This is a genomic window from Pseudomonas agarici (assembly GCF_001543125.1).
Lineage (GTDB): Bacteria > Pseudomonadota > Gammaproteobacteria > Pseudomonadales > Pseudomonadaceae > Aquipseudomonas > Aquipseudomonas agarici.
The window spans coordinates 3,745,344-3,763,352 of the sequence record NZ_CP014135.1; the positions used below are offsets into that span (position 1 = coordinate 3,745,344).

The following is an 18,009-nucleotide window of genomic DNA, read 5'->3' on the forward strand; positions in this document are numbered from 1 at the left end:
TCAGAACACCGACCAGCCAATCCGCTGACTCAGCAGTTCCAGCGCCGCCATGCCCACCAGTGAATTGCCGGCGGCATTCAGCTCCGGTGCCCAGACGCACACGGCGAACTGTCCCGGCACCACGGCAACGATCCCGCCACCCACACCGCTCTTGCCTGGCAGGCCGACCCGATAGGCGAAGTTGCCGGCCTCGTCGTACAGCCCGCTGGTGGCCATGATCGAGTTGACCTGCTGGGTCTGGCGCGGTGTCAGGATCCGTTCGCCGCTGTGCTTGCAGAAACCATCGTTGGCCAGGAAACAGAAGGCTCGGGCCAGGTCGATGCAGTTCATGCGCAGCGCACAGTGGCTGAAATAGCTATGCAGTACCGCTTCCACATCGTTGTGAAAGTTGCCGAACGATTGCATCAGGTAGGCCATGGCGGCATTGCGTGCGCGGTGCTGGTACTCCGAGTCGGCCACCTTGCCGTCGACCATCACCTGCATATTGCCGGACAACCGCCGGACAAAGTCCCGCATCGACAGCGCCGGAGCGGCGAAGCGCGACTGGTTGATGTCGCAGATCACCAGCGCCCCGGCATTGATGAACGGATTGCGCGGTTTCCCGCGTTCGAATTCCAACTGTACCAGCGAGTTGAACGGCTGCCCCGAGGGCTCATGGCCCAAGCGTTGCCAGATGGCCTCGCCGGAATGGTTGATCGCCTGTACCAGGCTGAACACCTTGGAAATACTCTGGATCGAGAAGGGTATCAGCGCATCGCCAGCGCAGAACACCTCGCCGTCGTTGCTGTACACGGCAATACCCAGCTGATTGCCCGGTACATCGGCCAGCGCCGGAATGTAATTAGCTACCTTGCCCTGGCCGATCATTGGCCGGACTTCATCTAGAATTTCGCTCAACAGTGCTTGCATGCTCGGGCTCGCAGTCACTTCCCGCGGGTTGCAGGACTCCATGCTGCTAGACGCCGGACACCGGGTTGGAAGCACAGTTTTTGTGGTCGAAGAAGCGCTTGGGATCTCTACGCCAACGGACATCTGCGGGCCGATCTGCCGACCGGATCGGTGCGTACTCGTTGAGAGCGGAGCAGATGCGGGGGTAAACTGCCCGCCCGTGTAATGTCTGTGGCTGGAGCCGGTAATGCGCAAAGATAAGAAACAGGTGATTGGTGACGAGATCGGCGACGCGCAGATCAAGTTGTTCCTCGACTTCGAGCCGGTCGATGCGACTTCGCCGTCCCTGCACAAGCTGATCAAGGCCTATCGGGGCCTGCGGATCGACGATTTCGAGCGTTTCCTGGTGTTCTTCAAGGAAGCCGGTTATGACCTTGACGGTCAGGATGAGCATGGCCGGGACTTCGTTGCGCTGATCCAGGACCAACGCAACGCTCCCGGCTACATCGACCTGATCAACAACGCTCGCGGTTGAGTCGGGTGGTAAGCACTGAGCAGGCCCTATAGGGCCGAGTGAACGCATCACCGGTGGGATCGTTGCTGGCCCGCGTGGCAAGCAACGATCCCAGGGTTTTTATTCGCGATGACCTCAGGCGTAGCTTTCGGTCTCGCTGCTTGGCTCCACCAGCTCAAGGCTGATGTTGTTCTGGGTGTTGATCTTGCGGTACAGCGCCGCGTCGGTTTCGAGGGCTTTTTCCCGCGCCGGGAAGATCTCCTGGAGTTTGGCCAGCCATTCGCCACTGGCTTTTTCCGGGAAACAGCGTTCGATCAGTTCCAACATGATCGACACGGTGACCGAAGCCCCCGGCGATGCCCCGAGCAGGGCGGCCAATGAGCCGTCCTTGGCGGTGACCAGTTCGGTGCCGAATTGCAGCACGCCGCCTTTCTTCGGGTCTTTCTTGATGATCTGCACCCGTTGGCCGGCTACTTCCAGACGCCAGTCTTCGGCTTTTGCTTGCGGATAGAAACGCCGCAGGGACTCCAGGCGCTGCTCCATCGACTGCATGACTTCGCTGATCAGGTACTTGGTCAGCTCCATGTTGTCGCGGGCCACGGCCAGCATCGGGCCGATGTTGCCGGCACGTACCGACAGCGGCAGGTCCATCAGCGAACCATGCTTGAGGAACTTGGTGGTGAAGCCGGCATACGGTCCGAACAACAGCGACTTCTTACCATCCACCACCCGGGTGTCCAGGTGTGGTACGGACATCGGTGGCGAACCCACTGCGGCCTGGCTGTAGACCTTGGCCTGGTGCTGCTTGACCACTTCCGGGTTGTCGCAACGCAGCCATTGGCCGCTGACCGGAAAGCCGCCGAAGCCTTTGCTTTCCTCGATGCCCGAAGCCTGCAGCAACGGCAGGGCCGCGCCGCCGGCACCGAGGAAGACGAACTTGGCGTCGACTTCACGGCTGTTGCCGGTGTTCACGTCCTTGATGCTCACGGTCCAGCCAGCGCCATTGCGCTTGAGGCCGGTCACGCGCTTGCAGTACTTGACTTGGGCATCCGGGGCGCTGGTCAGGTGTTTGAGCAGCTGATTGGTCAGGGCGCCGAAGTTGACATCGGTGCCGTTCATCACGCGGGTCGCGGCAATCGGCTCGTCGGCTGGACGGCCTGGCATCATCAACGGCATCCATTCGCTCATCTTCGCCCGGTCTTCGGTGTATTCCATCTCGGCGAAGGCGTGGTGCTGGTGCAGCGCTTCGAAGCGCTTCTTCAGGAACGCAATACCTTCCTCGCCTTGGACGAAACTCAAGTGCGGTACGGGGCTGATGAACGTTTTGCACGAGCCGAAGGTGTTTTTTTGTGTCAGATAGGCCCAGAGCTGCTTCGACACCTCGAACTGGGTGTTGATGTGCACGGCTTTCTTGATGTCGACGGAACCGTCGGTGGCCTGCGGCGTGTAGTTCAGCTCGCACAGCCCCGCGTGGCCAGTCCCGGCGTTGTTCCACGGGTTGGAACTCTCTGCGGCACCCGAATCCATCAGCTCAACGACTTCCAGCTTGATACCGGGGTCGAGCTCTTTGAGTAGCACCGCAAGGGTGGCACTCATGATGCCAGCCCCAACCAGGACCACATCGACTGCTTCGTTATGCGCCATTACCGCGTCTCCAAAATCTGCAGCACCACATTGACGGCATGGCCGCCAGGAATTGACCGGGCTCAAGCAGCTCCGGGTCACTCATGGCCAGGTTCGCCATGTTCGATTCTTCGCAATTTTTTGCAACTTCAGCGGACGCTGGCGGTAGGTTTGAAGTGCGTATGAACGCATTCCAGGTAGCCTCCCGCCATTCGACTTAGGGTCGAGAGCATCCGATCGTGCAACCAAATCCGTGAGCGGACAGGCTTCAAGCACCTGTCCGGGAATATCGGGTCCTATGTGATTGAGTCGTTGAGGACACTGATGGTGCATTTCCAGACGCAAAACTTTTCATTTGCTCGCCACACTCTCGTGAAGTAGTGAATACCCGTTTTTTCACGCTCTTTTGAAGACGTGAACCTCAAAAAAGGGCTGCTGCAACCTGTCACCGGGCCCGCGAAGCAAATGCCGGCCAGGAAACGAGGCTGGCGTGCGGGCAAACAGCTCAGTGAACGAGCGCAAGGGCAGCTCTGGCAGATTCGGCAAAAACGGCGGTTTACAGGTATGACAGCAAGCCCGCCGATTTCACTCGATCTGTGTGGGCGGCTCTCTGTGGGCGGTGCGGGGAGCTAATGCCAGGGCATTAACGATGCTGCGAGGCCCGATCAGGAGACGTCCTTATAATCGGGGGGAGATTGTAACTAAGAATCGCGCAGAAATGATCCTGTTAAATGAGTTTTATTAGTCAGCCGGTCAGATGCTCGACGGCTGAGGTCGCCTGCGGGTGGCGGACAGGCGGCCCGGTAGCGAGGCGGATGTCTGGTTAGCCGCGCCCGCGCACGGCTATACTGATGACCTGATTGTGCCTAGTCCTTGGAGAGATGAGCATGTTGCAACGCCTGTTGTTCGGTTTGATCACTGTGACCAGTCTGACCTTGGTCGGCTGTGCCAACAGCCCCCAGCAGCTTAGCCCGCAACCCAAGCTCACCACCCAGCTCGCGCCGGTGGGCCATGGTCAGCAAGTGGTGGTAAGGGTTGTCGATGGTCGTCGTTCGCCGGTATTGGGAACCCGTGGTGGCCTGTACCCTGAAACCAGTGCTATTACCGTGCAGAGCGCCGATATCGTGCCAAAACTTCAGGCCCAGGCCGAAGCCGCCGTGCGCCTGCTGGGCTATACCCCGACGCCTAACGCCATGAATGCACCCAGCCTGACCGTGACCTTGTCGGACCTGACCTATCAGTCGCCCAAGGACTCCACGTATGTGACCGAAGCCACCATCGGCGCCAATTTCCGTTCCGATGTGACCAATGCCAACCAACGCTATAGCGGCCAGTACGGTGCTTCGCTGAACCAGCGTTTCGGCATGGCGCCCAATGAGGAAACCAACACCAAGCTGATCAGCGACGTGCTGAGCGACGCGCTGACCCGGGTCTTCAAGGACCCGAGCATCGGTCGATTGCTGGGTCAGTAATTCACGGCCCGAGTCCGAGAAACGAAAAACCCGGCCATTCATGGCCGGGTTTTTATTCCTGCCTGAAATCAGGCGGCTTGCACATAAAAGTCCAGCAGACTCACGCCGGTCGTCAGGTCGGTTTCGGGCAGATCGGCGTGCTGATGGCCGCCAAGAGCACAATAGACCAGCCAATGACGGTCCTGGACGTTGAACGACAGGGCGTCCACCAGGGCTTCCTGCTCATCGCTGGGGGCGATCAGGTAAAGCCGATCCTGGTTCTCTGCGTGCAACATGACTAGCTCCGTGACGGTATCGAGGGGCGACAGACTGGCCTGTTAAGGTGACGTTCAGGTGACAGTGTCAATTACCCCGTAAATTGTAGGGAGACGGACACGAGAAATTGTCATGCACGCGTGATTTGATACTTGTGCGTGTCGCGAACGGCTATTTATCGGAGGGCTCATGATGTCGCTGCACTTGATCTGGAGCGCGTTGGCGGGCCATCCGGGCAAATGGCTCAATCTGTTTGCATTGTTGCTGGCCTGTCCGGGGGCCTGGTTGTTGCAGATTACCCGCCGCCGTGAGCAGCGGGCGCTGGAAAACCTGGAGATGCAGAGCGAAGGGCGGTCGATTGAGCTGCCGCTGTTATTGCTCGATTCCCGCGTGCTGCGGGCGAACCGATTTTTCTATCGATTCGGGTTTGCCTGCCTCGGCATCGCACTGCTGCTGTCCTGGCTCAGTACCAGGCTCTGAGCGGAAGGCTGCCAGGCCGGGCGTTACGGTTGATCAGAGCGGCCATCCCGCCTTGATCCGGTACTGATTGCGTACCGGCGTCGCATACTGTTGCACCAGGTACGGTCGATGTTCTGCCGGGCAGGCATCCAGGCGGCGTTGCCATTCTGCCTGGGCCTGGGCCAGTTCCTGGGCGGGAAACAGCTCTGTGGCGGCAGGTACCTGCAACTGCGGGTCGGCATCGCCCCATTGGGCATATGCCAGATAGTGCACCGGGAACAATCGATAGCCACCGAGGATCCGTCGGTCCATTTCCTGGGCCAGCACTTTGGTGTCCTCGAACGCCCCGCTCAGCGGTGCGGCAAAGTTCACATGCACCCGCCCCTTATAGCCGGTGATGCCCTTGGCAATGCTCGCGTCATCCTCGCCCGGCACCTTGTTATAGGTGCCGGTAGTGGCGCGGATGTATAGCTCGCGGGCCTTGGCCTGATCGCAAGGATCGTATTCGTAGCTGATCGAGACCGGTGTCAGGTTCAGCGAACGGATGACTTCGGCGAATGGCTCGTCCTTGCGACTCATATGGAACATTTTCAGGATGGCTGATTCGGTGCGGTCGTCACCGTCCTTGGCGCGACCTTCGGCCTGGGCGATCCAGATCGACTGGCAGTCGTTGCGGATCGAATGGTTGATATAGGCCGACAGCAGTTGATAGGCCGCCATCTTCTCGCGTCGTCCGGTGATCGAGCGGTGCACGATAAAACTTTTGTTCAAGCGCATCAGATCGCTGACGAACGGCTTTTGCAGCAAATTGTCGCCGATGGCGATACGCGGTGTCGGCAGGCCGGCATGGTACACGGCATAATTGACGAAGGCCGGATCCATCACGATGTCGCGGTGGTTGGCCAGGAACAGGTAGGCGCTGCCGGACTTGAACTGCTCGACTCCGGTGTAGGTCACCCCGTCAGTGGCCCGTTCGATAGTGTTATCGACATAGACCTCGATCTTGTCTTGCAGTGACGCCACGCATTTCACTCCGGCTAACTCACGGCGCAGTCGATAGGCGATCAAGGGCCTGAGTAGCCAACCGAAAGCATCGGCCAGGCGCGGGAAGCGAAAATGCGTGAGGATATCTAGAAACGCCTTGTCGCCGAGCAACCGGGCCAGCACGGCTGGCACCTCGGAGTCGTCGTAAGGTCGGATGGCATCGAATTCGCCCATCATGCTCTCTTGTTAGAAACGGCTAGGGTAAGTAGTAGGCTTTGCACGTAAAGTGACTGCGCATCGGTAATGCTGCGTTGCTCATGTACAACACGTAAAGTCGGGCGCGACTCTGGCCGGTCCTTGCCTATTTTTGTCTTGCCTGACCTTCGCTTCGCGAGTTTTCGCACAAAAGCCTGGGTTTGAGTGATAAATAACAAAGCCTGATCTGAAAAATAAAGCCCAGATAAAAAATTAGCCCTGCAAATAGACCCGCGATTATACGCACAAGTCACTTCGGAGGCCGCGATGCTGGAAACTGAACGCTACTGCTGTCCCTACTGTGGTGAAGAGGTCGAGGCCGTGCTGGATTTGTCCGGCGGGGACCAGACCTATATCGAGGATTGCCCGGTGTGCTGCCGGCCGATTGTTTTTACCCTGCAGACCGATGGTTATGAATGGATGCTCAATGTTCACAGTGAGAACGAGTGATGAGGGCGCCCGGATGCAACGAATCTACGAACCGGAAAACCTGATGGAAGGTGAGCTGCTGCAAGGCATGCTCGCCAGCGAAGGCGTGCAGGCGCATCTGGTGGGGCGCGATCTGCTGGGCGGGACGGGAGAGTTGCCGGTGTTCGGTTTGCTGGCCCTGGCGGTAGAGAATGATCGGGCGCAATACGCACGTGAGCTGATCGCCGCGTACAATGCCGCGCTACCGCTGCCCGGCGATGAACCGGAGAGTTTCCCCGACGTGCTGCTCTGTTAGCCGCGTCTTTGCATAAAAGAGTCGTTTTGCCTCATGTGTGGACGTTTTGCCCTGTTTCGTTGGAATCCCACCTTTGCGGCCTTGCCCGGCTTTCCTGCCGACCAGCAGGCGCAGTGGAACATCTCGCCCAACGATTGGGTGTTGATCCTGCGGGCTGCGACGGGCCAGCGCGAATTGGCGCGCGCGCGTTGGGGGCTGACACCGCCGTGGCTGACCGACCTGTCGCGTACACCGGCCCATGCCCGGGCGGAAACCGTGGCCGAGCAGCCGATGTTTCGTCAGGCGTTTCGTGAACGGCGCTGCCTGTTGCCGGCCAATGGTTTTTACGAGTGGCGCGGAACGCAGCGCAAGCGCCCGTATTGGTTGACGCCAGCGCAAGGTTCAAGCTTGTTTTTCGCGGCGATTTGGGAGGCCTATCCAGTGCAGGAGCAGGTTTGGCTGAGTACCGCGGTCGTGACGCAGCCGGCGGCGAGTCAGCGGCGGCCGCTGATTCTCGATGCGGCGGGGCAGGCGGCATGGCTAGCGCAGGATACACCACTGCATGAGTTGCAGGCCTTGCTGGCCAGTTCCCAGGCGCCATTGCGCGAGCGCCTGCTGGCCAACCTGGTAAATGATCCCAAGCTCAATGCGCCGGAGTGCCTGACGCCGGGCTAAGGCGCGGTGATGCGTTCAACTGAGGCTGTGCGGCGACGATTTCTCCTGAAGCGCTGCAGGATGACGCCTGCCAGGCGGTGGATGAATAGGTCGTTGGACTCGGCAGGTGGTGGCTTGGTGTCGATCTGTGTTTTTTCCTACAAATATTTGAGGTTTGTCTGAAATCCCGGACTGCAGATTGTTTGTATCTGGCGTTGATACAAATCAGCGCCTAGGATAGCCGGCAGTTTTTAGGGAGAGTGGCTTATGGCTAAACGATTGGTTTTGTGTGCGCTGGCGGCGGGCCTGCTAGTTGCCGGGTGCCAAACGGTCAATACCACCAACGGCGGTGCCGTAGGCGTTGAGCGCAAGCAATATATGTTCAGCATGCTGTCGAGCCAGGAAGTCGATCAGATGTATGCCCAGTCGTATCAGAAGACGCTGGGAGAAGCGAAGGGCCAGGGCATACTGGATAAAACCAGCGCTAATGCCAAGCGGGTCCAGGCAATTGCCAACCGACTGATTGTTCAGGCGCCGACATTCCGCCCGGACTCCGCGCAATGGCGATGGGAGGTCAATCTGATTAAAAGCGACGAACTCAACGCTAACTGCGGTCCCGGCGGCAAGATCATCTTCTATAGCGGACTGATCGATCAGCTCAAACTGAGCGACGATGAGATCGCCGCGGTGATGGGCCATGAAATCGCCCATGCCCTACGTGAGCATGGCCGCGAAGCGATGTCCAAGGCCTACGGCATAGAGATGGCGAAGCAAGGCGTTGGCGTCTTGTTCGGCCTCAGCCAGGACAGTCTGGCGCTGGCCGATACGGTGGCGAACTACGGCATGACCTTGCCCAATAGCCGCGCCAATGAAAACGAAGCGGACCTGATTGGCCTGGAACTTGCTGCGCGTGCCGGTTACAACCCGAACGCGGCGATTAGCCTGTGGAATAAGATGAGCAAGGCGGCGGAAGGTGCCCCGCCGGAATTCATGAGTACTCACCCGGCGTCCACCAGCCGGATTGCTTCGCTGGAAGCGGTCATTCCGAAAGTGATGCCGTTGTATCAGCAGGCCCGCAAGTCTTGAAGGCCTGCAGGTCTCCTGGACCCAGGAGCCCGCTCGCCACGAGAGCCTCACAGGCCACTAGATCCAGCCGCTGCTTTGCATGGCCTTGTACACCGCAACGATCGCCAGGATGAAGAACGCCGAGGCGGCCAGGCGACGAATCAGGGTCAGTGGCAGTTTTTCCGCGGCGAAGTTGCCGGCCAGCACCACGGGCACGTTGGCGATCAGCATGCCCACGGTGGTACCGATAATCACCAGCCACAGGTGTGGATACTGTGCCGCCAGCATCACCGTGGCTATTTGTGTCTTGTCACCGATTTCCGCGAGGAAGAACGCGATCAGCGTGGTCAGGAACGGACCGAACTTGCGTGAGCTGCTGGCTGGGTCATCGTCCATCTTGTCCGGCACCAGGGTCCACAGCGCGGTGGCGGTGAAGCTCGCGGCGAGGACCCAGTGCAGCAGTGCATCCGAGAAGAAGCTGCCGAACCAGGCACCCACGGCACCCGCAGCCGCGTGGTTGGCGAGGGTGGCGGCAATGATGCCAGCGATGATCGGCCAGGGCTTGCGAAAACGGGCTGCCAAGAGGAGCGCGAGCAGTTGCGTCTTGTCGCCGATTTCGGCCAAGGCAACGATTGCGGTCGGAACGAGGAGAGAATCCAGCATCAGGTTTTCCTAGGGGGCGGGTCGACACGGCTATGACACGTACAGCCTTCCCGCCCCGGGTAAGGTGTTCGTGTCATAGGTCTTGTCAAACCCTGGGTTCGTCTGTGCGAACCGTGGGTCGCATGCGCCATGGTCTGAGGACCAAGTATGTTGACGCATGCCGGACGAGCGTGAGGCTCGTGGGAGACTACTCCCCTAGGACGGAGCGGATTTTGCCTAGGCAAAATCCATTGCGCAAGCGTTTATTTTTCAGCCGCGCCTGGCGCTATAGATTCGAAAACCCTGTCCCTCGGCCTTGGTGACACAGGTCCCGAGATGCTCTTCGATCAGTGGTTGATAGCGCAGGAAGCTATTGGCAACAAGCCGAAGTTCGCCGCCATTTTTCAGATGTTTGGCTGCTTTTCGCAGCAGATTTTCTGTGGCCAGGTAGTCGGTATGGACCCCGACATGAAACGGTGGATTGCTCAAGATCGCACTCAGACCCATCGGCGCGGCATCGATTCCATCGCCGGTCAGCACCTCGGCTTCCAGACCATTGGCAGCCAGAGTCAGCCGACTGCTGGCGGTGGCGAAGGCATCGACATCGAGCAGGATCACAGTGTTGTGCGGGTAACGACGCTTCACCGCCGCGCCGAGCACCCCGGCGCCGCAACCAAAGTCCAGCAACGGGCCGCTCGGCAGTTTGTCCAGGTGTTCAAGGAGCAGGGCGCTGCCCCGATCCAGTCGGCCATGGCTGAACACTCCGGGCAGGCTGACCACGTTCAACGAACCTTCCGTCAGGTCCAGTTGGTAGTGTCGGGCCAGGCTTTCCAGCGGCTTGGCTGCCGGCGCCTCAGCGACCGTGACCTGCCACAGCTGGCAATGCCGGGCGCTGTCGAGCTTGCGCGGCTTGCCCAAGGGCGCCAGTTGCTTGGCCGCGCCTTCGACCCCGCTGCGTTTCTCGCCGACCAGGAATACCTCGCCACCAGGCAGCCGCGAGGCGACGGCGTTGAGCAGGTAGTCGGTCAGGTCCTTGGACTTGGGCAGGAACACCACGGCGGCGTCGAACGCCAGCTCCGGCGGGTTCACGCCGAAGTGGCTGCGTCCGGCGAAACGGGCATCCAGCGCCGCCTGGTCGCCGGCGTGCCAGCACCAGCCGTGGGCATTGGGCAGGCGACCGAGCAGGTCGTCGGCAGGCAATCCCGCCAGCAGCAGCTTGCCTTGAAAATATTCAGCCTGACGAAGCAGTACTTCACTGCGCGGATCCATGGTCTGCTCCCTGAAAAAAAGTGCCGCAGTTTATCAACTGACCACCCGCAGCGCTGCTCCGCTGAAGAAGCCCCGGGCATTTTCCGTCAGTTGGCCGACGATGCGTTGACGAGCCTCGCGACTGCCCCAGGCGTTGTGCGGCGTGACGATCAGGCGCGGGATGTCGCCGGCCAGCAGGGGATTGCCGGCGCTCGGTGGCTCGACGCTCAGCACATCGGTCGCGGCACCGCCGAGATGCCCGCTGCGCAGGGCATTGGCCAGGGCCTGTTCGTCGATCAGCCCACCGCGAGCGGTGTTGACGATAAATGCCCCAGGCTTGAGCTGGCTCAGTTCGGCGGCGCCGATGAAGTGACGGGTGTGTTCGTTCAATGGGCAGTGCAGGGTCAAGGCATCGACTTGTGGCAGCAGTTCCGCCAGCGGGACACGATCGGCACGGGCCGGGCGACCGGGAATCTGCCCCAGCAGCACACGCATGCCGAAGGCCTCGGCCAGCCGCGCCACGGCGCCGCCCAGTTCGCCATGGCCGAGCAGGCCGAGGGTCTTGCCCTCCAGTTCGACAATGGGGAAATCCAGCAGGCAGAACTGTTGTGCCTGTTGCCAACGACCTTCGCCCACGGCTTTCTGGTAGTCGCTCAAGCGGGTCGCCAGAGCCAGCAGCAACATCAGCGTATGCTGAGCCACCGAGGGCGTGCCGTAACCCTGGCAATTGCTCACCGTGATGCCCAGGGCCCGTGCCGCTATCAGGTCGACATTGTTGGTGCCGGTGGCGCAAATCAGGATCAGCTTCAGGTCGGGGCAGGCCCCCAGGGTCTCGGCGTTCAGCACGATCTTGTTGCTGATGGCCACGGTAGCGCCGGCCAGGCGTTCCAGCAGGTTCTGTGGGGAGCTGCGATCACACAGCCGTAGCTCGTCGAAGCAGGCCCGCAGCGGTTCGAGGTCGAGATCGCCGAGGTCCAGGGAAGGATGATCGAGAAATACCGCACGGCGAGGATGGCTCATCAACTGTACCTTTTGTGCTGTCCAATGAAGGCGTAAGGTAACCAGCCTATCAGATGACCTGTTTAGTTACCGAGGAGCCTGCGGACGTGTCCATGTACCTGACTGAATTCTTGACGGTTGCGCTGATCCACCTGCTGGCGGTGGCCAGTCCCGGCCCGGACTTCGCCGTGGTGGTGCGCGAGAGCGTGACCCATGGCCGTCGCGCCGGCACCTGGACCGCGCTGGGGGTTGGTAGCGCGATCTTCCTGCATGTGGGTTATTCGCTGCTGGGCATCGGCCTGATCGTGTCGCAGTCGATCGTGCTGTTCAACACCCTGAAATGGCTGGCGGCGGCGTATCTGCTGTACATCGGCTTCAAGGCCATCCGTGCCAGGCCGGCCAAGCCGGCGGCGGATGAGCTGGCCTTGCCGCTGGGCCAACGCACAGTGCGCGGTGCTTTTACCTCGGGCTTCGTGACCAATGGGCTGAATCCTAAGGCAACTTTGTTTTTCCTGTCGCTGTTCACTGTGGTGATCAACCCACATACCCCGCTGATGATCCAGGCCGGCTACGGTGTTTACCTGGCGGTGGCGACCGCACTGTGGTTCTGTCTGGTGGCGATGCTGTTCAGCCAGCAGCGGGTGCGCGCCGGTTTCGCCCGCATGGGCCACTGGTTCGACCGGACGATGGGTGCCGTGTTGATCGCCATCGGCGTGAAGCTGGCTTTTACCGAGACGCACTGATCTCGCTGAATCGGCTCAGATTGACGACATAGTGCCGCGGGCTTTCCCCGAGCAGGCGGTGAAATATCGAACTGAACGTCCGGACCCTACCCCATGCCGGTACAGCGCCTGGTGGGCGCCGTCGGCATGGTCGGGCGGGTAGGCACTGACGCAAGCGTGCAGGAAGTGGCTGATCAACATGTGCGGCTCTTCCAGTCTGTCTGGTTTGATGAGTGACATGGCACAAATGCACTTTACGGCCAGCTTAGCATCAGGTACCAATAACCCTTCTCAAGCGTGCCGTGATGAATCAACCCAGAAACGTAATCCGCTACATCAATGCCGCCCATGTGATCGATCACCTGTTGATGCTGATCTTCCCAGCCGCCGTGCTCGGCATGGGCCAGTCCTTCGGCCTGGATTTCGCCGCAATGATTGGTCTGTCCCTCGGCGGTTTCATTGCCTTCGGCGCGTGTTCCCTGCCGGCGGGCTGGCTGGGTGATCGCTGGAGTCGTCGCAGTATGATGTTGCTGTTCTTTTTCGGCCTCGGCGCAGCCTCGGTGTTTACCGGGTTGAGCGGGACGGTACCGATGTTGGCCCTGGGCCTGACCCTGATGGGTATCTTTGCCGCGATCTATCATCCGATCGGCACCGCGATGCTGGTCAGTTACGCCGATAACCGCGGCCGTGAGATCGGTATCAATGGCATGTGGGGCAACCTTGGAGTGGCGTTTTCCGCCTTGATCACCGGACTGTTGGTGTCACATTTCGGCTGGCGCGCGGCGTTTATCCTGCCGGGGGCAATCTCGCTCCTGCTGGGCGCGCTGTTTGCCTTGCAGGTGCGTGAAGAGCCGATTCCCGTGCGTGCCCATGTGCAGCTCAAGGGCGCCGATGGCCAGCAGATTTCCATGGTCATGGTATTTACCGTGCTGGCGCTGGTGACCGCCACAAGCGGGGTGGTCTTCAGCGCCACCACCATGACGTACCCGAAACTGTTCCAGCAGCGTCTGCATGAGTTGTTCGCTTCGCCGCAAACCCTGGGTCTGATCGTCAGCCTGGCTTATGCCTTTGGAGCTGTCGCGCAGTTGAGTATCGGCCGGGTGATCGATCATGTCAGCCTGAAGTGGCCGTTCGTGCTGTTGACGCTATGTCAGGCCCCGTTGCTGTTCGGTCTGGCCCATGTCGATGGCCTGTCGGTGACGGTCCTGGGAGCGGCGTTGATGTTCGTGGTGTTCGGCCAGGTGACGGTGAATGACGCGATGGTCGCCAACTTCGTTGCCCCACAATGGCAATCGCGGGTGTTTGCCCTGCGTTACTGCCTGTCGTTCGGCGCCAGCGCCACGGCGATTCCGCTGATCGCCTATGTCGAGCCACGCCAGGGTTTTACCGGGCTGTACTTGATTTTGGCGGGGGTCGGCGCCTTGACCCTTATCGCCGCGCTGGTGTTTCCAAGAACCCCGGCCCAGGTGGCAGTCGGGCAGGTGGCCTGAAAAGATGAGCGTTTTGCCGTGAATGATGTCTCAAGGCCGTTACTCACTTGCGCCTGTAAATCATTCCTTTGGGTGATTTAGCGCGTGCGCGAGGGCTCTGGAGTGCTTATCTTTAAGCACGATTGTGCAATCAGACAAAGGGACGTTCATGTTGCAGACCCGTATAATTCCATCCGCCGAAGGTGCCTATCAATATCCCCTGTTGATCAAGCGGTTGTTGATGTCCGGTAGCCGTTACGAGAAGACCCGCGAAATCATCTATCGCGACCAGGTGCGCTACAGCTATCCGACCCTCGGCGAGCGTGTCGCCCGACTGGCCGGCGTGCTGACAGCGGTCGGCGTCAAGGCCGGCGATACGGTGGCGGTGATGGATTGGGACAGTCATCGTTACCTGGAGTGCATGTTCGCCATTCCGATGATTGGCGCGGTGATCCACACCGTCAATGTGCGCTTGTCGCCCGAGCAGATCCTCTACACCATGAACCATGCGGCCGACCGCTTCGTGCTGGTTAACAGCGACTTCGTCGGGTTGTACCAGGCGATTGCCGGACAACTGACCACAGTGGAGAAAACCCTGCTGCTCACCGATACCGAGGCCACGACCTGCGACCTGCCGAACCTGGTTGGCGAGTACGAGCAACTGCTGGCGGCGGCGAGCCCGGTCTATGATTTTCAGGATTTCGACGAGAATTCGGTCGCCACCCTGTTCTACACCACCGGTACCACCGGCAACCCGAAAGGCGTGTACTTCAGCCATCGGCAATTGGTGCTACACACCATGGGCGTGGCGACGATCATGGGCAGTCTCGACAGCGTGCGCCTGCTGGGCACTAACGATGTGTACATGCCCATCACGCCGATGTTCCACGTACATGCCTGGGGCCTGCCTTACGTGGCGACCATGCTCGGGCTCAAGCAAGTCTATCCCGGTCGCTATGACCCGGAGTTTCTGGTGGCGTTGTGGCGCAAGGAGCAAGTCACGTTCTCCCACTGTGTACCGACCATCCTGCAAATGGTGCTCAATGCCAAGGCGGCCCAGGGCATCGATTTCAAAGGCTGGAAGATGGTGATCGGCGGCAGCGCGCTGAACCGCTCGCTGTACGACGCCGCCAAGAGTCGGGGTATCCAATTGACGGCGGCCTACGGGCTGTCGGAAACCGGTCCGCTGGTGTCCTGCGCGCACCTCAATGATGAATTGATGGCTGCCAGCGAGGACGAGCGTACTACCTATCGGATCAAGGCCGGCGTACCGGTTCCGTTGGTGGATGCGGCGATCATGGATGCTCAGGGGCGTTTCCTGCCGGCTGACGGTGAAAGTCAGGGCGAACTGGTGCTGCGTGCGCCCTGGCTGAGCGAGGGGTATTTCAACGAGCCGGGCAAGGGCGCGGAACTCTGGGCCGGTGGCTGGCAACATACGGGCGATGTCGCGACACTGAACAGCATGGGCGTGATCGATATCCGCGATCGGATCAAGGACGTGATCAAGACCGGCGGGGAGTGGATATCCTCCCTAGCCCTGGAAGACCTGATCAGCCGTCATCCGGCGGTACGTGAAGTCGCCGTGGTGGGGGTCGCCGATCCGCAATGGGGTGAGCGCCCGTTTGCCCTGCTCGTATTGCGCGAGGGCTATGAAATCGGCGCTCGGGAACTCAAGGAGCACCTTAAACCGCTCGTTGAGCAGGGCCATCTGAGCAAGTGGGCGATCCCCAATCAGATTGCCCTCGTTACTGAAATTCCCAAGACCAGCGTCGGCAAACTCGACAAGAAACGTATCCGCCTCGACATCGTCGAATGGCAAGCGAGCAACAGCACCTTCCTTTCGACCCTCTAAGATGTCTCCGTCACGCCCGAAAGGGCGTGGCAACCCCACACCCGACAAGCGCTCGCCTTGCCAAATTATTTTTTTCAGCCATTCTTGCCGAGCCGGTATCGGTGAGCCTGGCGAAAGGGCCATGCCCGTTTAGAGAGATCAAGCAGTACTAGCAGCTGGCTATAGTCGTCCGCCCAGGAGCTTTTTAGAGCGGAGCAAGTACGCGACACAACGATGCCGCCTTGGGTGATTTAGGGAATGATGGCTCCCGTTTGTCCCAGGCGTTTTTAGAAGTGCTCACTGACATAACAATAAAGCACATGGAGTAGCGTCGATGATCTCAGTAACCCAGTTCTGGCACCGGGCGAAGCTGCCCTTGGCCGTCAGTCTCGCCTCAACGCTCGCCGGCCCTGCATTCGGCGTCAGTTTCAATATCGGTGAAATCGAGGGCAGTTTCGACTCGTCCCTGTCCTTGGGGGCGAGTTGGTCGACGCAAAACCCCAACAAGGATCTGATAGGTGTCAACAACGGCGGCAAGGGCTTGTCGCAGACCTCCGACGACGGGCACCTGAACTTCAAGGCCGGACACACCTTCTCGAAGATTTTCAAGGGCATCCATGATCTTGAATTGAAATACGGCGACACCGGCGTATTCGTGCGCGGCAAGTACTGGTACGACTTCAAGTTGCAGGATGAAGACCTGGATTTCAAGAACGTCAGCGACGACAACCGCAAGGAAGGCGCCAAGTCGTCCGGCGGGCAGATTCTCGACGCCTTCGTCTATCACAACTACGCCATCGCCGACCAACCGGGCTCCGTGCGCTTTGGTAAGCAAGTAGTGAGCTGGGGTGAAAGTACCTTTATTGGCGGTGGTATCAACTCCATCAACCCCATCGATGTATCGGCATTTCGCCGTCCGGGTGCCGAGATCAAGGAAGGCTTGATCCCGGTCAATATGTTCTATGTGTCCCAGACGCTGACCGACAGCCTGTCCGCCGAGGCGTTCTATCAGCTGGAGTGGGATCAAACCGTGGTGGATAACTGCGGCACGTTCTTCTCGCAGCCGGATGTTGTCGCCGACGGCTGCTCGGATAATCTGCGCCTGCTATCCAAGCGCTCGACCCTTGCGGCGACTCCTGGTGCCCTGGCGGGATTGGACCGATTTGGTCTCGATATCAATGAGGAAGGGGTACTGGTCGAGCGCGGCGCGGATCGCGATGCCCGAGACAGCGGTCAGTTTGGCGTTGCCTTTCACTATAACTTCGAGCCGCTGGACACCGAGTTTGGTGCCTATTTCATGAATTACCACAGCCGGGCGCCGATTTTCAGTGCGACGGGCGCTCCGGCTTCCGTTTATGCGGATGCCGTGACATTTCTGCCTGGGGCGGCGGCGACCTTACGTCCGCTCGCCATCGCGGGGAACTCCAAATACTTTATTGAATACCCTGAGGACATCCGTCTGTACGGATTGAGCTTTTCCACCACCTTATCTACCGGTACGGCCTGGAGTGGCGAGATCAGCTACCGTCCGAATGCACCTGTGCAGCTCAATACCACCGATATTCTCTATGCCGGTGTCACCCCGCTGCCTAACCTCAATGGGGCCTCACCGCTTAAAGCTGTACCGGATCAGGACCTGCATGGTTATCGTCGCAAGGAAGTTAGCCAGTTTCAGACCACGTTGACGCATTTCTTCGATCAGGTCATGGGCGCCAGCCGCCTCACCCTGGTAGGCGAGTTGGGTATAACCCACGTGGGTGGCCTGGAAAGCGGCGACGAAGCCCGTTATGGCCGTGATCCCGTATTCGGTCCGGGTCGAGGCGCTTTATGCACGACCCTCAATGGCGGCACCGTTCTGGGGGCCGGGCCAGGGGCTTCGTCGAAAAACGTTTCACGCAACTGCAACAACGACGGTTTCACCACGGCGACCTCCTGGGGCTATCGAGGCCGGGCCATCTGGGAATACCCGGATGTCTTCGCCGGAGTAAACCTCAAGCCGAACGTAGCCTGGTCCCACGATGTGAACGGTTACTCGCCAGGTCCTGGCGGCAACTTCGAGGAAGGTCGCAAAGCCGTCAGCCTGGGTCTCGACGCCGAATACCAGAACACCTACACCGCGAGCCTGGCGTACACCAACTTCTTCGGCGGCGCCTATAGCACGGTGGATGACCGTGATTTCGTGGCGCTGAGCGTCGGTGTGAACTTCTAAGTACGCTGAACTTCAGG

At 59.9% G+C, this 18,009-nt stretch carries 19 protein-coding genes and 1 riboswitch; of the genes, 11 read left to right on the plus strand and 8 right to left on the minus strand.

The window, feature by feature from the left end; all coding sequences use genetic code 11:
* On the minus strand, nucleotides 1-909 hold the full coding sequence (gene glsB, locus AWM79_RS16455; protein ID WP_060784001.1) for a glutaminase B: 909 nt from the start codon (nucleotides 907-909) through the stop codon (nucleotides 1-3).
* A gap of 226 nt (nucleotides 910-1,135) precedes the next feature.
* Here glsB and AWM79_RS16460 point away from each other — a divergent pair, with 226 nt between their 5' ends.
* A complete protein-coding gene (locus AWM79_RS16460; protein ID WP_017132908.1) occupies nucleotides 1,136-1,423 on the plus strand; it encodes a PA4642 family protein in 288 nt (95 codons plus the stop codon).
* 114 nt (nucleotides 1,424-1,537) lie between these two features.
* Here the strand turns inward: AWM79_RS16460 and mqo are convergent, their stop codons facing one another.
* Complete coding sequence (gene mqo / locus AWM79_RS16465) at nucleotides 1,538-3,046, minus strand: malate dehydrogenase (quinone) (RefSeq protein WP_017132909.1); 1,509 nt, start codon at nucleotides 3,044-3,046, stop codon at nucleotides 1,538-1,540.
* Nucleotides 3,047-3,912: 866 nt separating this feature from the next.
* Here mqo and AWM79_RS16470 point away from each other — a divergent pair.
* A complete protein-coding gene (locus tag AWM79_RS16470) occupies nucleotides 3,913-4,497 on the plus strand; it encodes a YajG family lipoprotein (RefSeq protein WP_017132910.1) in 585 nt (194 codons plus the stop codon).
* 68 nt (nucleotides 4,498-4,565) lie between these two features.
* On the opposite strand, the gene AWM79_RS16475 is transcribed toward AWM79_RS16470, so the two are convergent.
* On the minus strand, nucleotides 4,566-4,772 hold the full coding sequence (locus tag AWM79_RS16475; RefSeq protein ID WP_017132619.1) for a hypothetical protein: 207 nt from the start codon (nucleotides 4,770-4,772) through the stop codon (nucleotides 4,566-4,568).
* Nucleotides 4,773-4,944: 172 nt separating this feature from the next.
* Between AWM79_RS16475 and AWM79_RS16480 the strand changes: the two genes are divergently transcribed.
* The gene (locus AWM79_RS16480; protein WP_176986800.1) at nucleotides 4,945-5,232 is read left to right on the plus strand and encodes a hypothetical protein; all 288 of its coding nucleotides are present in this window, start codon (nucleotides 4,945-4,947) and stop codon (nucleotides 5,230-5,232) included.
* A 33-nt stretch (nucleotides 5,233-5,265) separates the two neighbouring features.
* Here the strand turns inward: AWM79_RS16480 and AWM79_RS16485 are convergent, their stop codons facing one another.
* Nucleotides 5,266-6,429, minus strand: coding sequence for a 1-acyl-sn-glycerol-3-phosphate acyltransferase (locus tag AWM79_RS16485; protein WP_208599952.1), 1,164 nt, complete (start codon nucleotides 6,427-6,429; stop codon nucleotides 5,266-5,268).
* A 288-nt stretch (nucleotides 6,430-6,717) separates the two neighbouring features.
* On the opposite strand from AWM79_RS16485, the gene AWM79_RS16490 reads away from it, so the two are divergent.
* The 4 genes from AWM79_RS16490 to AWM79_RS16505 all read left to right on the plus strand — a co-directional run bounded on the left by AWM79_RS16490 (nucleotide 6,718) and on the right by AWM79_RS16505 (nucleotide 8,893).
* A complete protein-coding gene (locus tag AWM79_RS16490; RefSeq protein WP_060783292.1) occupies nucleotides 6,718-6,900 on the plus strand; it encodes a CPXCG motif-containing cysteine-rich protein in 183 nt (60 codons plus the stop codon).
* A 13-nt stretch (nucleotides 6,901-6,913) separates the two neighbouring features.
* Nucleotides 6,914-7,174 carry a putative signal transducing protein gene (locus AWM79_RS16495; protein ID WP_017132623.1) on the plus strand — a complete coding sequence of 87 codons (261 nt, stop codon included), beginning with the start codon at nucleotides 6,914-6,916 and terminating at the stop codon, nucleotides 7,172-7,174.
* A gap of 33 nt (nucleotides 7,175-7,207) precedes the next feature.
* Complete coding sequence (locus AWM79_RS16500) at nucleotides 7,208-7,828, plus strand: SOS response-associated peptidase (protein WP_060783293.1); 621 nt, start codon at nucleotides 7,208-7,210, stop codon at nucleotides 7,826-7,828.
* Between the two features lie 246 nt (nucleotides 7,829-8,074).
* Entirely contained in the window at nucleotides 8,075-8,893 is an 819-nt protein-coding gene (locus AWM79_RS16505) for a M48 family metallopeptidase (protein ID WP_060783294.1), read from the plus strand.
* A gap of 57 nt (nucleotides 8,894-8,950) precedes the next feature.
* Here AWM79_RS16505 and AWM79_RS16510 read toward each other — a convergent pair whose 3' ends face one another.
* From AWM79_RS16510 to AWM79_RS16520, 3 genes are all read right to left on the minus strand, one after another.
* A complete protein-coding gene (locus tag AWM79_RS16510) occupies nucleotides 8,951-9,535 on the minus strand; it encodes a TMEM165/GDT1 family protein (protein WP_017132626.1) in 585 nt (194 codons plus the stop codon).
* An 87-nt stretch (nucleotides 9,536-9,622) separates the two neighbouring features.
* Nucleotides 9,623-9,744, minus strand: a riboswitch (yybP-ykoY riboswitch).
* A 40-nt stretch (nucleotides 9,745-9,784) separates the two neighbouring features.
* Nucleotides 9,785-10,783 carry a class I SAM-dependent methyltransferase gene (locus AWM79_RS16515; protein ID WP_017132627.1) on the minus strand — a complete coding sequence of 333 codons (999 nt, stop codon included), beginning with the start codon at nucleotides 10,781-10,783 and terminating at the stop codon, nucleotides 9,785-9,787.
* 33 nt (nucleotides 10,784-10,816) lie between these two features.
* Nucleotides 10,817-11,782 (minus strand): 2-hydroxyacid dehydrogenase, encoded by a 966-nt coding sequence (locus AWM79_RS16520; RefSeq protein ID WP_017132628.1) that lies wholly within the window; start codon nucleotides 11,780-11,782, stop codon nucleotides 10,817-10,819.
* A 92-nt stretch (nucleotides 11,783-11,874) separates the two neighbouring features.
* Here AWM79_RS16520 and AWM79_RS16525 point away from each other — a divergent pair, with 92 nt between their 5' ends.
* A complete protein-coding gene (locus tag AWM79_RS16525; RefSeq protein WP_017132629.1) occupies nucleotides 11,875-12,504 on the plus strand; it encodes a LysE family translocator in 630 nt (209 codons plus the stop codon).
* 15 nt (nucleotides 12,505-12,519) lie between these two features.
* On the opposite strand, the gene AWM79_RS25670 is transcribed toward AWM79_RS16525, so the two are convergent.
* Complete coding sequence (locus tag AWM79_RS25670; protein ID WP_244159569.1) at nucleotides 12,520-12,684, minus strand: hypothetical protein; 165 nt, start codon at nucleotides 12,682-12,684, stop codon at nucleotides 12,520-12,522.
* Nucleotides 12,685-12,788: 104 nt separating this feature from the next.
* Between AWM79_RS25670 and AWM79_RS16530 the strand changes: the two genes are divergently transcribed.
* From AWM79_RS16530 to AWM79_RS16540, 3 genes are all read left to right on the plus strand, one after another.
* Entirely contained in the window at nucleotides 12,789-13,973 is a 1,185-nt protein-coding gene (locus tag AWM79_RS16530; RefSeq protein WP_060783295.1) for an MFS transporter, read from the plus strand.
* A gap of 148 nt (nucleotides 13,974-14,121) precedes the next feature.
* Nucleotides 14,122-15,804, plus strand: coding sequence for a fatty acid--CoA ligase (locus tag AWM79_RS16535; protein WP_017132631.1), 1,683 nt, complete (start codon nucleotides 14,122-14,124; stop codon nucleotides 15,802-15,804).
* A 313-nt stretch (nucleotides 15,805-16,117) separates the two neighbouring features.
* Nucleotides 16,118-17,992: a DUF1302 domain-containing protein gene (locus AWM79_RS16540; RefSeq protein WP_060783296.1), complete on the plus strand. Its 1,875-nt coding sequence runs from the start codon at nucleotides 16,118-16,120 to the stop codon at nucleotides 17,990-17,992.
* Nucleotides 17,993-18,009: the final 17 nt, after the last annotated feature.

Excerpts from the sequence above, each read along its gene's own strand:
- AWM79_RS16530 (WP_060783295.1), top strand. The coding sequence starts at position 12,789 with ATGAATCAACCCAGAAACGTAATCCGCTACATCAATGCCGCCCATGTG.
- AWM79_RS16510 (WP_017132626.1), bottom strand. The coding sequence starts at position 9,535 with ATGCTGGATTCTCTCCTCGTTCCGACCGCAATCGTTGCCTTGGCCGAA.
- AWM79_RS16525 (WP_017132629.1), top strand. The coding sequence starts at position 11,875 with ATGTACCTGACTGAATTCTTGACGGTTGCGCTGATCCACCTGCTGGCG.
- AWM79_RS16475 (WP_017132619.1), bottom strand. The coding sequence starts at position 4,772 with ATGTTGCACGCAGAGAACCAGGATCGGCTTTACCTGATCGCCCCCAGC.
- AWM79_RS16515 (WP_017132627.1), bottom strand. The coding sequence starts at position 10,783 with ATGGATCCGCGCAGTGAAGTACTGCTTCGTCAGGCTGAATATTTTCAA.
- AWM79_RS16470 (WP_017132910.1), top strand. The coding sequence starts at position 3,913 with ATGTTGCAACGCCTGTTGTTCGGTTTGATCACTGTGACCAGTCTGACC.
- AWM79_RS16500 (WP_060783293.1), top strand. The coding sequence starts at position 7,208 with ATGTGTGGACGTTTTGCCCTGTTTCGTTGGAATCCCACCTTTGCGGCC.
- mqo (WP_017132909.1), bottom strand. The coding sequence starts at position 3,046 with ATGGCGCATAACGAAGCAGTCGATGTGGTCCTGGTTGGGGCTGGCATC.
- AWM79_RS16495 (WP_017132623.1), top strand. The coding sequence starts at position 6,914 with ATGCAACGAATCTACGAACCGGAAAACCTGATGGAAGGTGAGCTGCTG.
- AWM79_RS16485 (WP_208599952.1), bottom strand. The coding sequence starts at position 6,429 with ATGGGCGAATTCGATGCCATCCGACCTTACGACGACTCCGAGGTGCCA.
- AWM79_RS16520 (WP_017132628.1), bottom strand. The coding sequence starts at position 11,782 with ATGAGCCATCCTCGCCGTGCGGTATTTCTCGATCATCCTTCCCTGGAC.
- AWM79_RS16505 (WP_060783294.1), top strand. The coding sequence starts at position 8,075 with ATGGCTAAACGATTGGTTTTGTGTGCGCTGGCGGCGGGCCTGCTAGTT.
- AWM79_RS16460 (WP_017132908.1), top strand. The coding sequence starts at position 1,136 with ATGCGCAAAGATAAGAAACAGGTGATTGGTGACGAGATCGGCGACGCG.
- AWM79_RS16480 (WP_176986800.1), top strand. The coding sequence starts at position 4,945 with ATGTCGCTGCACTTGATCTGGAGCGCGTTGGCGGGCCATCCGGGCAAA.
- AWM79_RS16535 (WP_017132631.1), top strand. The coding sequence starts at position 14,122 with ATGTTGCAGACCCGTATAATTCCATCCGCCGAAGGTGCCTATCAATAT.
- AWM79_RS16540 (WP_060783296.1), top strand. The coding sequence starts at position 16,118 with ATGATCTCAGTAACCCAGTTCTGGCACCGGGCGAAGCTGCCCTTGGCC.
- AWM79_RS25670 (WP_244159569.1), bottom strand. The coding sequence starts at position 12,684 with ATGTTGATCAGCCACTTCCTGCACGCTTGCGTCAGTGCCTACCCGCCC.
- AWM79_RS16490 (WP_060783292.1), top strand. The coding sequence starts at position 6,718 with ATGCTGGAAACTGAACGCTACTGCTGTCCCTACTGTGGTGAAGAGGTC.
- glsB (WP_060784001.1), bottom strand. The coding sequence starts at position 909 with ATGCAAGCACTGTTGAGCGAAATTCTAGATGAAGTCCGGCCAATGATC.